Source organism: Mesorhizobium sp. 1B3 (assembly GCF_050958605.1).
Classification (GTDB): domain Bacteria; phylum Pseudomonadota; class Alphaproteobacteria; order Rhizobiales; family Rhizobiaceae.
The window spans coordinates 1-15802 of record NZ_JBJHDO010000017.1 but is presented as its reverse complement, the minus strand read 5'-3'; the positions used below and the strand labels follow the sequence as shown (position 1 = coordinate 15802).

The 15802-nt window shown below is 63.5% G+C and carries 13 protein-coding genes; 1 reads left to right on the top strand and 12 read right to left on the bottom strand.

What is annotated here, in order from left to right; genetic code table 11:
- Nucleotides 1-33 precede the first annotated feature (33 nt).
- The 10 genes from pyc to ACCO56_RS29915 all read right to left on the bottom strand — a co-directional run bounded on the left by pyc (nucleotide 34) and on the right by ACCO56_RS29915 (nucleotide 12464).
- A complete protein-coding gene (gene pyc, locus ACCO56_RS29960) occupies nucleotides 34-3489 on the bottom strand; it encodes a pyruvate carboxylase (protein WP_433644609.1) in 3456 nt (1151 codons plus the stop codon).
- Between the two features lie 254 nt (nucleotides 3490-3743).
- Nucleotides 3744-4862 carry a branched-chain amino acid ABC transporter substrate-binding protein gene (locus ACCO56_RS29955; protein ID WP_433644608.1) on the bottom strand — a complete coding sequence of 373 codons (1119 nt, stop codon included), beginning with the start codon at nucleotides 4860-4862 and terminating at the stop codon, nucleotides 3744-3746.
- Nucleotides 4863-5012: 150 nt separating this feature from the next.
- Nucleotides 5013-5360 (bottom strand): DUF6867 family protein, encoded by a 348-nt coding sequence (locus ACCO56_RS29950; RefSeq protein ID WP_433644607.1) that lies wholly within the window; start codon nucleotides 5358-5360, stop codon nucleotides 5013-5015.
- A 19-nt stretch (nucleotides 5361-5379) separates the two neighbouring features.
- Nucleotides 5380-6108: an ABC transporter ATP-binding protein gene (locus ACCO56_RS29945; protein ID WP_433644606.1), complete on the bottom strand. Its 729-nt coding sequence runs from the start codon at nucleotides 6106-6108 to the stop codon at nucleotides 5380-5382.
- Nucleotides 6108-7223, bottom strand: a complete 1116-nt coding sequence (locus tag ACCO56_RS29940; protein ID WP_433644605.1) for an ABC transporter ATP-binding protein — start codon at nucleotides 7221-7223, stop codon at nucleotides 6108-6110. The genes ACCO56_RS29945 and ACCO56_RS29940 overlap by 1 nt, the downstream gene beginning before the upstream one ends.
- Complete coding sequence (gene livM, locus ACCO56_RS29935; protein ID WP_433644604.1) at nucleotides 7223-8611, bottom strand: high-affinity branched-chain amino acid ABC transporter permease LivM; 1389 nt, start codon at nucleotides 8609-8611, stop codon at nucleotides 7223-7225. Before livM ends, ACCO56_RS29940 begins: the two co-directional genes overlap by 1 nt.
- A gap of 4 nt (nucleotides 8612-8615) precedes the next feature.
- Nucleotides 8616-9518, bottom strand: coding sequence for a branched-chain amino acid ABC transporter permease (locus ACCO56_RS29930; protein WP_433644603.1), 903 nt, complete (start codon nucleotides 9516-9518; stop codon nucleotides 8616-8618).
- A 328-nt stretch (nucleotides 9519-9846) separates the two neighbouring features.
- Nucleotides 9847-10848 (bottom strand): 4-hydroxyproline epimerase, encoded by a 1002-nt coding sequence (locus ACCO56_RS29925; RefSeq protein WP_433644602.1) that lies wholly within the window; start codon nucleotides 10846-10848, stop codon nucleotides 9847-9849.
- 38 nt (nucleotides 10849-10886) lie between these two features.
- On the bottom strand, nucleotides 10887-12137 hold the full coding sequence (locus ACCO56_RS29920) for an NAD(P)/FAD-dependent oxidoreductase (protein ID WP_433644601.1): 1251 nt from the start codon (nucleotides 12135-12137) through the stop codon (nucleotides 10887-10889).
- A gap of 39 nt (nucleotides 12138-12176) precedes the next feature.
- Nucleotides 12177-12464, bottom strand: a complete 288-nt coding sequence (locus tag ACCO56_RS29915; RefSeq protein ID WP_433644600.1) for a hypothetical protein — start codon at nucleotides 12462-12464, stop codon at nucleotides 12177-12179.
- A 116-nt stretch (nucleotides 12465-12580) separates the two neighbouring features.
- Here ACCO56_RS29915 and ACCO56_RS29910 point away from each other — a divergent pair, with 116 nt between their 5' ends.
- Nucleotides 12581-13240 carry a GntR family transcriptional regulator gene (locus ACCO56_RS29910; protein ID WP_433644599.1) on the top strand — a complete coding sequence of 220 codons (660 nt, stop codon included), beginning with the start codon at nucleotides 12581-12583 and terminating at the stop codon, nucleotides 13238-13240.
- A gap of 7 nt (nucleotides 13241-13247) precedes the next feature.
- Here the strand turns inward: ACCO56_RS29910 and ACCO56_RS29905 are convergent, their stop codons facing one another.
- Nucleotides 13248-13556 (bottom strand): hypothetical protein, encoded by a 309-nt coding sequence (locus ACCO56_RS29905; RefSeq protein WP_433644598.1) that lies wholly within the window; start codon nucleotides 13554-13556, stop codon nucleotides 13248-13250.
- Nucleotides 13557-13741: 185 nt separating this feature from the next.
- On the bottom strand, nucleotides 13742-15238 hold the full coding sequence (locus tag ACCO56_RS29900) for a CoA-acylating methylmalonate-semialdehyde dehydrogenase (RefSeq protein WP_433644597.1): 1497 nt from the start codon (nucleotides 15236-15238) through the stop codon (nucleotides 13742-13744).
- Between the last annotated feature and the right edge of the window lie 564 nt (nucleotides 15239-15802).

Sequence of the window (15802 nt, the reverse complement as noted above, 5' to 3'; positions counted from 1 at the left end):
GGAGCAACGTCAGATCGGCAAGCATGGCGGTGGTCAGGTGAAGACCACCAACAGGTCCTTGGCGTCGATCTGGTCGCCGGCACGCACCAGCACTTCGGCTACCGTCCCGTCGCGTTCGGCGTGCAGCGCCGTCTCCATCTTCATCGCCTCGATCGAGAGCAGGACATCGCCGGCCTTCACTGCCTGCCCTGCGGCGATGGCGAGCGTCGACACCACGCCCGGCATCGGAGCGCCGACATGCGCTTCATTGCCGGCTTCCGCCTTGCGCCTTGCCTTTGCCGACCCTCCATGCGCCCTGTCGGGCACCTTGATGCGACGCGGCTGGCCGTTGAGCTCGAAGAACGCGGTGACCATGCCCTTTTCGTCCACGTCGCCGACAGCCAGGCAGCGGATCACCAGCGTCTTGCCGCGTTCGATGTCGACGAAGATCTCGTCCTCGGGCTTCATGCCGTAGAAATAGACCGGCGTCGGCAGCACGCTGACCGGGCCATAACTTTCCTGAGCACCGGCGAAGTCCGTGAAGACCTTCGGATACATCAGCCAGGAAGCGAATTCGAACTCGCTGAGCTTCCTGCCGAGCTTTTCCTCGATCTCCTTGCGGCTGCCGGCAAGGTCGGCGGCGGGAAGCAGCGAGCCGGGCCGCACCGTGATCGGCTTTTCGCCCTTCAGCACTTTCTTCTGCAGCTTCGCCGGCCAGCCGCCGGGCGACTGGCCGAGATCGCCGCGCAGCATCGAAACGACGGAGTCCGGGAACGCGATGTCGCGCGCGGGGTTCTCGACATCGGCCACCGTGAGGTCCTGACTGACCATCATCAGCGCCATGTCGCCGACCACCTTGGAGGAGGGGGTGACCTTCACGATGTCGCCGAACATCAGGTTCACGTCGTGATAGGTCTGCGCCACTTCGTGCCAGCGTGTCTCCAGTCCGAGCGAGCGCGCCTGCTCCTTGAGATTGGTGAACTGGCCGCCGGGCATCTCGTGGAGATAGACCTCCGATGCCGGCCCCTTCAGGTCGCTTTCGAAGGCGGCATACTGGTTGCGCACGGCCTCCCAATAGAAGGAAATCTTGCGGATCCATTCGGTATCGAGGCGCGGATCGTGCTCGCTGCCCTTGAGCGCCTCGACGATCGAGCCGAGGCAAGGCTGGGAAGTATTACCGGAAAAGGCATCCATGGCCGCGTCGATCGCATCGACGCCGCTCTCCACCGCTGCCAGCACGGTCGCGGCGGAGAGGCCGGAAGTGTCGTGTGTGTGGAAATGGATGGGCAGGTCGGTCGCCTCGCGCAGCGCCTTGAAGAGGACGCGGGCAGCGGCGGGTTTCAGCAGGCCGGCCATGTCCTTGACCGCGATGATGTTGGCGCCCGCCGCCTCCAGCTCCCTGGCGAGTCCGACATAATAGGACAGGTCGTATTTGGCGCGGCTTGGGTCGAGAATGTCGCCGGTGTAGCAGATCGCCGCCTCGCACAGCTTGCCCTCGGCGCGCACGGCGTCCATCGCCACACGCATGTTCTCGACCCAGTTCAGGCAATCGAAGACGCGGAAGAGATCGATGCCGCCGCGGGCAGCCTGCTTGACGAAATGCTGGACGACGTTGTCGGGATAGTTGGTGTAGCCGACGCCGTTGGCGCCGCGCAGCAGCATCTGCAACAGCAGGTTCGGGGCGGCGTCGCGCACCCTGGACAATCTCTCCCACGGATCCTCCGTCAGGAACCGCATGGCGACATCGAAGGTCGCGCCGCCCCAGCATTCGAGCGACAGCAACTGCGGCAGGGCCCGCGCATAAACGCCGGCGATGGCGGCGATGTCGTGGGTGCGCATGCGGGTCGCCAGCAGCGATTGGTGTCCGTCGCGCATGGTCGTGTCCGTGACGAGCACCTGGCTTTGCGCGCGCATCCACGCCGCGAATTTCTCGGGACCCAGCGCGTCGAGCCGCTGCTTGCTGCCGTGAGGCACGGTCGCGTCGATATAGGGCACGATGGGCGGCGCGGCCTCCGGACTCGGTTCGGGCCGGCCGCGCGTTTCCGGATGGCCGTTCACCGTGACGTCGGCGAGATAGTTCAAGAGCTTCGTGGCGCGGTCCTGCCGCTTGACCTGCGCGAAGAGTTCGGGCGTCGAATCGATGAATCGCGTCGTATAGGAATTGTCCCGGAAAGCCGGGTGCGTGATGATTGCTTCGAGGAAGGTCAGATTGGTCGCCACCCCACGGATGCGGAATTCGCGCAGCGCCCGGTCCATGCGCGCGATCGCCTCTTGGGGCGTCGGCGCCCAGGCCGTCACCTTCTCGAGCAGCGGATCGTAGTAGCGCGTGATGACGGCGCCGGAATAGGCGGTGCCTCCATCGAGCCTGATGCCGAAGCCGGTGGCGCCGCGATAGGCGGTGATGCGGCCATAGTCGGGGATGAAATTCTGCTCGGGATCTTCCGTGGTGATGCGGCACTGCAAGGCGTGGCCGTTCAGCCGGATGTCCTTCTGCCGGGGCACGCCGGATTCGGGCGTGCCGATGGCAAACCCGTCGAGAATGTGGATTTGCGCCTTGACGATGTCGATGCCGGTCACTTCCTCGGTGACGGTGTGCTCGACCTGGATGCGCGGATTGACCTCGATGAAATAGAACTTGCCGGTATCGGCATCCATCAGGAACTCGACGGTGCCGGCGCCGATATAGCTGGTCTTCTCGGCGATCTTCAGCGCATGACCGCACAGTTCGCGGCGTTGCGCATCGTCGAGGTAAGGCGCCGGCGCGCGCTCGACGACCTTCTGGTTGCGGCGCTGAATCGAGCAGTCGCGTTCGAACAGATGCACGACATTGCCATGCATGTCGCCGAGCACCTGCACTTCGACATGGCGGGCCCGCTCGACCAGCTTCTCCAGATAGACCTCGTCCTTGCCGAAGGCGGCCTTCGCCTCGCGTTTGGCTTCGGTCACCTCGCGTGCCAGATCGGCTTCGTCGCGGATGGCGCGCATGCCACGGCCGCCGCCGCCCCAGGATGCCTTGAGCATGACGGGATAGCCGATCTCGGCCGCCATTTCGCGCACCGCTTCCATGTCGTCCGGCAGCGGCTCTGTGGCAGGCACAACGGGAACGCCGACCTCTATGGCCAGATTGCGTGCGGCGACCTTGTTGCCGAGCCGACGCATCGTTTCCGGCTTCGGCCCTATGAAGACGATGCCGTTCTCGGCGCAGGCCTCGGCGAATTCGGGGCTCTCCGAGAGGAGGCCATAGCCGGGATGGATCGCGTCCGCGCCCGAGAGCTTAGCCACGCGGATCACCTCGGGGATCGAGAGATAGCTCTCTATCGGGCCGAGGTCGCGGAGCAGATGCGGGCCACGGCCCACCTGATAGGATTCGTCAGCCTTGAAGCGATGCAGTGAGTATTTATCCTCTTCGGCCCAGATCGCGACCGTTTTCAGCCCGAGTTCATTGGCCGCGCGGAAGACGCGGATGGCGATTTCGGAACGATTGGCGACGAGGATCTTGCTGATCGGCACGAAACACTCCAGGGGCGGAAAGTGGAGGGCGCATGATTAGCCGGAAAATGCTGCAGCGCAAACAAAAACAGATAATGAGCTCGCGGCATCGCGCGACAGGATAGTTCTCCCAGCTACCTGTTTTCACACGGATTTCGCCGATGCCTGCCTCCGCTTTCCGTGCGGGCGTCAGCGCATCCGCAAAAAAATGCCCGGCGCGTTGGCGCCGGGCGTTCTTGCCGACATTGCTTGTCGGCGGGCCGTTCCGGAGAAGCCTACTCGTTCTGGAAGTAATTGTACTTGCCGTCGTCGCCCTTCTTCCAAGTGTACATCACATAGTCGGGACGGGTGATGTCGCCCTTGGAATCGAAGCCGAGATCGCCGATGGCCGTCTTGAACGGCCCCTTGGCCTTGATGGCTTCCGCAACCGCCTGCGGGTCGGTGCTGCCCGCGGCCTTGGCGCCCTCGGCGATGACCTGCAGCGCCGCATATGCGTAGAGCGTGTAGGCTTCCGGCTCGAAGCCGGCCGCGCGGAACTTCTCCACGATGTCCTTGGCGGCGGGGTTCCGGCGCGGATCCGGCGAGAAGGTCATCAGCGTGCCGTTGACGGCGTCGCCGGCGATCGAGGCGAGCTCGTTCGACACGATGCCGTCGCCCGACATGAAGGTGGCCTTCAGACCCTGGTCGGCGAGCTGACGCATCATCAGGCCGGCCTCGGTGTGCAGGCCGCCGTAATAGACGACCGAGACACCGGCCTCCTTCATTTTGGCGATAAGGGCCGAGAAGTCCTTGTCGCCGGTGTTGATGCCTTCATACATGGCTTCCGTGACGCCGGCGGCGTTGAGCGCCTTCTTGGTCTCATCGGCGAGGCCTTGGCCGTACGGCGTCTTGTCGTGGATGACGGCGATCTTGGCGTCCTTGAAATTGGCTGCCAGATAGGCGCCGGCGACAATGCCCTGCTGGTCGTCACGTCCGCAGGTGCGGAAGGTGTTCCAGAGGCCGCGTTCGGTGTAGGTCGGGTTGGTCGAGGCCGGCGAGATCTGCAGGAGGCCGTTTTCAGCGTAAACTTCCGAGGCCGGGATGGACACGCCGGAGTTGAAGTGGCCGACCACGAACTTGACGCCGTCCGCGACGAATTTGTTGGCTACCGAGATGCCCTGCTTGGGATCCGACACGTCGTCGCCGATGACGACTTTGATCTGCTCGCCATTGATGCCACCGGCGGCGTTGATGTCGGCCGCGGCCTGCTCGGCTCCCTTCTGGAGCTGCGCTCCGAAGGCGGCGTTCGGCCCGGTGACCGGTCCACCGACGCCCACCAGTATGTCCGCCCACGCGCTGCCGCCGAACGCAACCAGCGCGGTCAGGGCAACTGCGGACAACAGTGATTTTTTCATTGATACACTCCCATTGGCTGAGTGGGCGTGAAAGTCACTCATGCGATGCCCACCCTTATCGCAGAAGTGGTAGTTTGCCGATTTTCAGGCAGTTGTCACGCCGATTCACCTTCGTTGTACCGGCGCGAACTCTGTTTGGCGGGTTCTCCCTCAGCCCTTTGTTTTCCAGCTAAGCAACGAAGAGCGCTCATAGAGCCAGTTATACTGTGTAACCATCTGGTTGGTGCGCGTATAGCGGTAGCCGAGCGAGCCGAGGATCAAGAGGACGATCGTGTCCACCACATAATATTGCGCCGTGAACATCGTGCCGTCGAAGAGAGCATGATGGATGAACCGGACCGCTATACCGAGGACCAGAAGGTAGACGACGAGGCTCGCATAGGGGCGCCATGTCTGCGCGCAGGCGCGGCCCGTCATCCATGCGGCCCAGCCTCCGAGAAGACAGGTGACGAAGAAGAACTGCCAGACCGAGGGTTCCTCGTAGAGAATGCCTTGCATGATCAGGTCCCTCGCTCGATCAATGGCGTCCGCCTTCCAGATAGGCGGCTCGCACTTCGGGATTGGCCAGGAGTTCCTTGCCGCTGCCGCTCATGGTCACCCGGCCGTTGACCATCACATAGCCGCGGTCGGCGAGCTTCAGCGCGCCGAATGCGTTCTGCTCGACGAGGAAAACGGTGAGGCCCTGCGTCTTGTTGAGCCCCTTGATCGCGTCGAAGATCTGTTTGACGATCAGCGGCGCCAGGCCCAGCGACGGTTCGTCGAGAAGCAGAAGCTTCGGACGCGCCATCAGCGCGCGGCCGATCGACAGCATCTGCTGCTCGCCGCCCGACAATGTCCCGCCGCGCTGCGAAATGCGCTCCTTCAGGCGCGGGAAGAGATGGAAGATCTTCTCGGCGTCCTCGTTGAAATGTCTGAGGTTGTCGAGGCTCGCGCCCATCTGCAGATTTTCCAGCACGGTCATGCGCGGGAAGATGCGCCGGCCTTCCGGCGATTGCGCGATCCGCAGCCGGGCGATCTCGTGTGTGGGCAGCTCGGTGATATTGGTGCCGGCGAAGGTGATGGTGCCGGACCGGGCGCGCGGGTTGCCGAAGATCGTCATCATGAGGGTCGACTTGCCGGCGCCATTGGCCCCGATAAGGGCCACGATCTCACCCTCGTTGACGCTGACGTCGACGCCGTTGAGCGCACGAATGTTTCCGTAATAGGTCTCGACGCCCTTGACGGCGAGAAGCGGTGTAGCGGCCATTATTTCTTACTCCCGCGCTTCGGCGATCCGCTTCTGGGCCTGCTCTTCTTCGAAGCCGGCGGGGCGGCTTTCTTCGCTTCTGCCTCCCGACGGATGCGCTCGTCGCTCCGGGCGGCGCGCGATGCACCGGGCGATATCTTGACGAACTCGCCCTGTGGATCGCTGTGGCCGATCGTATCGGCGACCGAGCCTGCCAGGAATGAGGACGAGGCGCCGGGACCGTGCGCGGGATCGGGCTCGACATCGAGCTCCTGAATCACGTGCTCGTCCCCGACCTCGACCAGAACCTCTTCGATTTCCTCGTCCTCGACGCCGAGATAGGCGGCAATGACGCGCGGATCCTGCCTGACCTGTTCAGGGGTGCCGTCGGAGATCTTCTGGCCGTATTCCAGGACGACGATGTGGTCGGAGATCTGCATGACCACGGACATGTCGTGCTCGATCAGCAGGATCGAGGTCCCGGTATTGTCCTTGATATCGTTGAGAAGCTCGTTGAGCGCGTGCGATTCTCGCGGATTGAGGCCGGCCGCCGGCTCGTCGAGGCAGAGCAGTTCCGGCTTCGTGCACATTGCCCGGGCGATCTCGAGGCGGCGCTGCGCACCGTAGGGCAGATCGCCGGCCGGGTCGTCGGCACGGTCCATCAGGCTGGCCTTCTCCAGCCAGTAACGAGCGAGATCCATCGCTTCGCGCGACGCATTGCGGTAGTTGCCGATGCCGAGCAGACCAAGCACGGTGAAGCCGGAGGCGGTCATCAGCGTGTTGTGCTGCGCGACCAGAAGGTTCTCGAGCACCGTCATGCCGGAGAACAGGCGGATATTCTGGAAGGTGCGGGCCACCTTGGCGCGGGCCGTGATCTGGTAATCGGCCATGCGTTCCAGGAGGTATTGCCCGCCTTCCCTGCCGGTGAGCGTGATCATGCCCTCGCTCGGCTTGTAGAAGCCGGTGATGCAGTTGAACACGGTCGTCTTGCCGGCGCCGTTGGGGCCGATCAGCGCGGTGATCTCGCCGCGGCTGGCCTCGAAGGACAGGTCGCCGATCGCCACCAGGCCGCCGAACTTCATCGACAGATGTTCGACCTTGAGAATGGGCGCGGTCATGGAAGGTGTTGCGTTCATCAGCCGTGGCCTTCCTTCGTGAACGAGCTCGATATGGCCTTTCGCTCATGCAGGAAGGCGGTGGGCTCCCGACTGCCGACGAAGCCGCGCGGTTTCCAGATCATGACGATGACCATGGCGAGGCCGAACAGCAGCATGCGATAGAGTTCGGGCGTGAAGCCTGGGCCGAAGATCACCTTGAGGAATTGGAGTTCGCGAAGGACTTCCGTGCCACCGATCATGACAGCCGCCGCGATGGCGATGCCGGGCAGCGAGCCCATGCCGCCGAGCACCACGATGGCCAGGATGATCGCCGATTCCAGGAACACGAAGGATTCCGGGCTGACGAAGCCTTGGCGCGCGGCGAAGAAGGCGCCGGCGAACCCGCCGAACATAGCGCCGATAGCGAAGGCAGTCAGCTTGGTGTTGGTGGTGTTGATGCCGAGAGAGCGGCAGGCGATCTCGTCCTCGCGCAGTGCTTCCCAGGCGCGCCCCACCGGCATGCGGCGCAGCCGGATGGTGACGAAGGCGGTCAGCAAGGCGAGCAGCAGGACCAAGTAATACAGGAAGATCTTGTAATAGACGCCGGAGGTCGCGAGGCCGAACACCTTGGCGACGTAGTTCGGGTCGGACACGTTGAAGGTGAAGAGCCCGAAGAAGCTGACCTTCGGGATGCCGGAAATGCCGGCCGAGCCGTTGGTCACCTCGCGCCAGTTGATCAGGACGAGGCGGATGATCTCGCCGAAGGCGAGCGTCACGATTGCCAGATAGTCGCCGCGCAGGCGCAGCACGGGGAAGCCCAGGATAACGCCCCAGAAGGCAGCCATGATGCCGGCCAGCGGCAGGAGGATCCAGAACGACCAGCCGAAATGCGTGCCCAGCAGTGCATAGGCATAAGCGCCGACAGCGTAGAAGGCGACGTAGCCGAGATCGAGCAGGCCGGCGAGGCCCACGACGATGTTCAGGCCCCAGGCCAGCATGACATAGATCAGGATCTGGATGCCGAAATTGTCGACATATTTCAGCGAGCCCTGCAGGCCGAAGATCGCGACCATGAGAACGGGGTAAACCAGGAGGGCCGTAATGCCGATCGAGTTGAAGTTGCGGCGGACGAAACCAGGCTCGGCAACGACGGGAGGAGCCTTCGCCTTCTCCGCCCGCGCCCGGGCAATCGCCGGCTGGACATAGGCGACGGCCAGAAAACGGCCGACCATGACCAGCCCGACGACGACGGCGAGCAGCCCCCAGCGCTGGACCAGAATGAGCTCGTTGCGGATGTTCTGATCGGTCTTGAGGCCAATGAGCAGGACGAACAGGCCGAAGGAGATCACGCCGGCATAGAACGCCTCGCGGAAGGCGCGGCCATAGACGCTGGCGGTTTCTTCGCGGGCGGCAGGGATGGCGACCATGGCCTCAGACCTTTTCGACTTCGGGCCGGCCGAGTATGCCGGAGGGCAGGAAGATCAGCACGATGGCGAGGATCGAGAACGCCGCGACGTCCTTGTAGTCGATGGAAAAATAGGCCGACCACATGCTCTCGATGAAGCCGATGAGCAGGCCGCCCAGCACCGCGCCCGGAATCGAGCCGATGCCGCCCAGGACCGCCGCCGTGAACGCCTTGACGCCCGGAACGAAACCGTCGGAGAAAACCACCACGCCGTAATACATCAGGAACAAGGTGCCTGCGACCGCGGCAAGCGCGGCGCCCATGATGAAGGTGATGGAGATGGTGCGATCGACGTCGATGCCGAGCAGCGCCGCCATTTTGCGGTCCTGCTCGCAGGCACGCTGCGCACGGCCGAGCGCGGTCTTGTTGACCAGATACCAGAACAGCACGAGCAGCGTGGCGGTGACGATGACGATGATGATCTGCTTCAGCGAGACGGTGACGCCGGCGAAGCTATAGGTCTGGGACACCATGGGCGGGATCGGCTTGTTGCGCGGCCCCTGGGTCACCTGGACGAAGTTCGACAGCACGATCGACATGCCGATGGCCGTGATCAGCGGCGCCAGCCGGAACGAACCGCGTAGCGGCCGGTAAGCCACCTTCTCGATGGTCCAGTTATAAAGGCTCGTGAGCAGCATGGCCACGATCATCATGATCAGCAGGGCTATGGCCACCGGCACCGTGTAGAACAGGCTGAGCAGAATGAGGAAGACGATGAGGGCGATGAAGGCGCCGATCATGAAGACATCGCCGTGGGCGAAGTTGATCATGCCGATGATGCCGTAGACCATCGTGTAGCCGATCGCGATCAGCCCGTAGATCGACCCCAGCGTCAGCCCGTTGATAAGCTGCTGGACAAAATATTCCATGTGTGCGCGGCTCCCCTGGGAATGTCGCCTTTCGGTCGCATTCCTTTCGTAGTTCCCTCTAGTCCTAAAGTTCCGAGCCTGGAATGCAACGTCATTTTTTGTGTCGATGAACGCATTCCAAGCCGACAGATAGTCCGGCTGTTCTTGGCGGCTTTCTTCTGGACTAGGCGGGAAGCTATCATTGGCCTAACGCAATGTCCTTGACGAATAAGGCCGTTTTCCCGACGCTTTTGGAAGCTTCTTGCGTGCATAGCCCGTTTCATACGGAATTCTTGCGTTCAAGTCGCTATCATACGATAGTCTATGTCTAGACATAAGGGCCGCCATTCTACTTGACGACGAAGCCGTGCGCGAAGGGGTCTCGATCGTCGATGAAGATGGTGTTCAGGCCGGTCATCCGCGCCCAGCCGCCGATGGACGGGACGATGGCAGGCTTTCCGGCGACCGTGGTCTCGCTTTCCACGCGGCCCTTGAAGAGCGAGCCGATAATGGATTCGTGCACGAAATCGTTACCGGCCTGGAGCCTGCCCTTGGCATGCAACTGCGCCATGCGCGCGGAGGTGCCCGTGCCGCAGGGGGAACGGTCGATCGCCTTGTCGCCGTAGAATACGGCGTTGCGGGCATCCGCATCCGGATGGACCGGCTTGCCGGTCCACAGCATATGGGAGAGCCGGTTGATCGCCGGATTCTCCGGGTGGACGAAGGAGTATTTCTCGTTCAGCCGCTGGCGCACGATCGGGCTCCAGGCAATGAGATCGCCTGCCGCGTGCTCGGCCATGTCGCGGTAGTTCTCCTGCGGCTCGACGATGGCGTAGAAGTTGCCGCCATAGGCGACATCCACGCGGATCTCGCCGAGCACAGGGCAATCCACGGTCAGGCCCTCGGCATGGAGGAACGAAGGCACGTTCGTGATGCGCACCTCCTCCACATATTCGCCCACCTGGCTGTATTCGGCGACGACCAGCCCGGCGGGCGTGTCGAGACGCAGCACGCCCGGCGTTTTCGGCTTCACCAGCCCGTTCTCGATGGCCATCGTCACGGTGCCGATGGTGCCGTGCCCGCACATGGGCAGGCAGCCCGACGTCTCGATGAACAGGATGGCGATGTCGCAATCGGGGCGTGTCGGCGGATAGAGAATGGAGCCCGACATGACGTCGTGTCCGCGCGGCTCGAACATCAGGCCGGTCCGGATCCAGTCGTATTCGGCGAGGAAATGCGCTCGTCGCTCCATCATGGTCGAGCCCTGAAGCAGAGGGCCGCCGCCGGCGACGAGACGGACCGGGTTGCCGCAGGTGTGGCCGTCGATGCAGGTGAAGGTATGCCGTGCCATATAGAGAGGTGTCCGCTTTCGTGGTTGGCTATCTTGCCTCAAAACCGTGCTGCGTCGAAGGGCGAGAGGTCGATAGGGGGAGTCTGCCCCAGGACGAGATCGCGGATCAACCGGCCGGTGGCCGCGGACTGGGTCAAGCCGAGATGTCCGTGACCGAAGGCGTAGTGAACATTGGCGTGGCCGGCCGAGCGGCCGATCACTGGAAGGGAATCCGGCAGGGATGGGCGATAGCCCATCCATTCACGCCCACCGTCGGCATCGAGCCCCGGCAGGAAGCGCCGCGCCTTTTCCAGCATGGCCTTGGAGCGGGCGAAGTTGGGAGGTCGGCGGAGGCCGCCGAGCTCGACCGCGCCGCCGACACGCAACCCCGTGGCAAGCGGCGTGATCACGAAGCCATGGCCGGAGAAGATCAGCTGACGGCGGACATCGAAGGCGTCCGTCGGCAACGTCGTGTTGTAGCCGCGCTCGGTTTCGAGCGGCACCTTTTCTCCGAACCGACGAGCCAGGAGATGTGACCAGGCTCCGGCGGCGACGATCAATCGGCGGGCATGGATCGTGCGGCCTTGGCGGAGCTGGATCACGATGCCGTCACCGGACGGCATGGCGAGGGCGACGTCGCCCTTGAGAAAGGTGGCGCCCTTTCCCTCAGCGAATCGCCAGATCGCCTTGCCGAGATCCCGGGGATCGGAGACCGTCTTCCAGCCGGGCACGAAGGTGCCGCGCACGAAATCCGACGAGAGCCCCGGCTGATATTCGGCCAGCTCATTACCGGCGAGATGCCGATAGGCGATGCCGAACCGGTCGCGTGCCGCCCAGCCGGGCAACGACGACCGGAACTCGGTCTCGCTTTCATAGAGTTCCAGCGATCCGTCCTCGCGCAGCATCGGCCGGGTGGCGGAGCGCTCCATCAGGCCCATCCATTCGATCTCCGCGAGCTTCATGAACGCGGCCTGGGCGACGAGGCTCTTCTCGTAGAGGCCGGCTGCGCCGGCGCGCCAGAAACGGTAGAGCCAGGGCAGGAGTTTCGGCAGATAGGCCGGCGGAATGGAAAGGGGGCCGAGTGGATCGGCGAGCCATTTCGGCACCTGCGCGGCCATGCCCTTGTGGGCAAGCGGCAGCACGTCCGAAAACGCGAAGGCGGCGGCATTGCCCGAACTCGTCTCCTCGCAGATGCCGGTCCGGTCGATCACCATGACATCCCGGCCGGCCTCGGCGAGGAAGGCGGCGCTGCAGATGCCGACGATGCCGGCACCGATGATTGCGATCTCGATATGGTTGTCGGATGTCATCGGTCTTGTGCGTCCTTCGAGGTTCGCTCTGCTCGCACCTCAGCCCTTCGCCTGAGCCTTGTCCGCGTTTGGCGAGAGCGGCCGCCTGACGCGTGCCTGCTCGTTGATGTTGAGGAGGACCGGTTTGTCCGAGGCGATCTTGCATCTGGTTGCAGGCAGGTCGCGATTCGCGTGAGGCGAGAGTGCCTTCCCGAGCGGACGGGCGACGATGAAACCACCGTACCCGACCTCCTTCGTCAGCCCGAAACGGCGCTCTATCTCGCCTTGATCGAGGCAGTGGTCCGCAGTGAATTTCGTGATTGCTGCGGGGAGTATATCGAACTCCAAGATTTGATCTCCGGCTGATATATCAGTGATATTCCAAATCGGGGAATCGTTGTCAATCTCGACGGGCCCCTATATAGGCCTGATATATCAAGAATATACCGTGTGGAACGAACCACTTGGCCGACAACATTCAAACAGTGGTTTTCGAACCGGCGGCGGGGAAAGCCTATCGAGCGCTTGAGCGCATGATCGTTACCCTGGAGCTCGCTCCCGGCAGCGTGGCAACGGAAGCGGCGCTGATCGAGCGCGTCGGGCTGGGCCGGACACCGGTGCGGGAGGCGCTACAGAGGCTCGCCTGGGAAGGCCTGATAGACATCCGGCCGCGGGCAGGCCTCGCCATATCGCCGCTTCATGCCAGCGACTGGCTGAGGGTGCTCGACGCGCGCCGCGGACTTGAAATCGTGCTCGCCCGCTCAGCCGCCCGCTTCGTTCGGCGAGAGGCCACCGCCGAATTCCAACGCGCGGCGCTTCTGATGCACAATGCGGTGGTGGCCGGGGACGTGGTCGCGTTCCTGGAAGCGGACAAGGTATTGGACGAGGTGATGGCGCGGGCCGCCGACAACCCGTTCGCCGCACGCATGGCCGCGCCGCTTCAGACCCACAGCCGCCGGTTCTGGTTCCGCTACAAGGCCGAGACCGGTCTTGCCGAATCGGCCGAGCTACATGTCGCCCTCATCCGGGCGATCGTCGATGGTGATGAAAATGGTGCCGGGCTTGCGGCCGAGCATTTGATGGCGCTGTTGCGCCTCCACGCCGAGGTCGCCGACGGCCGCTGATGCCTGATCATAGCTTGGGCAGCGACGCTATCACCGTGTTGTTGTCCCAGCCTTCGCCGGCAGAAAGCACGCAGCTGCGTCCGGCGGTATCGGTCACGACGATCGTCCAGGTGCCGGCATCGGAAACGAACACCTCCAGCACGGTGTTGTTGTCTATGACGCCAACCGACTGGGGCTTCTCGCGATACTGTTCGGCAAGGCTCTTCACCACGGCCTTATATGGCCCGCAAGAGGGGCCCTGGGCAGCGGTGGAGTGGACGGACAGGGCCAGTGCCGCGGCGCTGACGGTTCCGAAAAGGGTGATTGCTCGTGCCATGGGACATCTCCTCGCGCGCGGTTGCCTTCCCCGCACAGACCTACCGATGCAAAAGCCCTGTGCGACTTAATCCTTCCGTCAGGGATGCCGTTCCATCACGAATAATTTAGCGTCCGTCATGAGGGGGACGCAAAACGGCCCGGGGCGGATGCCCCGGGCCGTTGCAGGACCGACTGGCGGTCAGTTCAGTTCATCGTCGGGATGACGAACTCGGCGCCGTCTTTAATTCCGGACGGCCAGCGCGATGTGACCGTCTTGGTCTTGGTGTAGAAACGGAAGGCGTCGGATCCGTGCTGGTTCAGGTCGCCGAAGCCCGAGCCCTTCCAGCCGCCGAAAGTGTAGTAGGCGATCGGCACCGGGATCGGCACGTTGACGCCGACCATGCCGACCTGGACGCGGCTGGCGAAGTCGCGGGCGGCATCGCCGTCGCGCGTGAAGATGGCGACGCCGTTGCCGTATTCATGATCGTTGGCGAGCTTGATGGCGTTCTCGTAGTTCGGCGCGCGGACCACCGACAGGACGGGTCCGAAGATCTCTTCCTTGTAGATGCGCATCTCCGGAGTCACGTCGTCGAACAGGCAGCCGCCCATGTAGAAGCCGTTCTCGTAGCCCTGCATGGTAAAGCCGCGGCCGTCGACGACCAGCTTGGCGCCTTCCTTCACACCGATATCGACATAACCCTTCACGCGCTCCAGCGCCTGCCGGGTGACCAGCGGGCCGAAATCGGCGGAGGAATCGGTCGAAGGGCCGACCTTCAGGCTCTCGACGCGCGGGATAAGCCGCTCCACGAGCCGATCCGCCGTTTCCTTGCCGACCGGCACGGCGACCGAGATGGCCATGCAACGTTCGCCCGCGGAACCGTAGCCGGCGCCGATCAGGGCATCGACGGTCTGATCCATATCGGCGTCGGGCATGATGATCATGTGGTTCTTGGCGCCGCCGAAGCACTGCACGCGCTTGCCCGCCGCGCAGCCGCGCGCATAGATGTACTGCGCGATCGGCGTCGAGCCGACGAAGCCGACCGCCTTGATGTCGTGGTCGTCGAGGATCGCGTCGACCACTTCCTTGTCGCCATTGATGACATTGAGCACGCCGGCGGGCAGGCCGGCCTCGACGAAGAGCTCGGCGATGCGCAGCGGCACGCCGGGGTCGCGTTCGGACGGCTTGAGGATGAAGGCGTTGCCGCAGGCGATCGCCGGGGCGATCTTCCAGAGCGGGATCATCGCCGGAAAGTTGAAGGGCGTGATGCCGGCCACCACGCCCAGCGGCTGGCGCATGGAGAAAACGTCGATGCCGGGCCCGGCTCCGTCGGTGTACTCTCCCTTCATCATATGGGGCGCGCCGATGCAGACCTCGACGACCTCCAGGCCGCGCTGTATGTCGCCCTTCGCGTCGGCGATGGTCTTGCCGTGCTCGCGAGCGAGCAGTTCGGCAAGGGAATCGTATTCCCGGTTGACGAGCTCGAGGAACCTCATCAGCACGCGGACGCGCCGCTGTGGGTTCGTTGCGGCCCAGGCAGGTTGGGCCGCCTTGGCATTCTCGACCGCCGCTCGCAGCTCCGCCGCGGAGGCCAGCGCGACCGTGCCGCGCACCGTGCCATCCATCGGCTGCATCACGTCCTGGCTGCGGCCGCTCGTTCCGGCGACCCGCTTGCCGCCGATGAAATGACCGTATTCGACCATGGTTTCTCTCCCTGATTGGTGTTCCTCATTGTCGCGCCGGCGGGCCCTCTTGGCAACGCGAGGGGAATCTCATCCGTTGTGCGCAAAATAATAGGCTGGTGGTATCTGTGCATGAAATATCGCAAATAGTAGAACTACGAGAAGTTGGAGGTTGTCCGATGTTGCGTCTCTCAGCACCCCCCTCTGTCCTGCCGGACATCTCCCCTACAAGGAGGGAGATTGGACGGCCGCTCGAGTTTCGCCAATCGTCAATAGTAGGGAAAGCGCCCGCGTCGAAACTGCCCATCTCCCCATCTGTAGGCTACGACATTCACACATCTCACGGATCGTCGGCGGTCTCTGGAACACCCCTCATCCGACCTCCGGCGCTTGTGCCGCGGCTTGGCCGCGTCACAAGCTTGTCGGCCACCTTCTCCCACAAGGGGAGAAGGGGAGACGGTCGCAACGCCAACGCCAATCGCCAGCGCTGGCGATTGGCAGGAGCGCTTCTGCAAAACTCCCCCTTCTCCCCTTGTGGGCTAGCGTGCGCACACATCTGCTTCGGATGATGTGAAAGTGATTGTT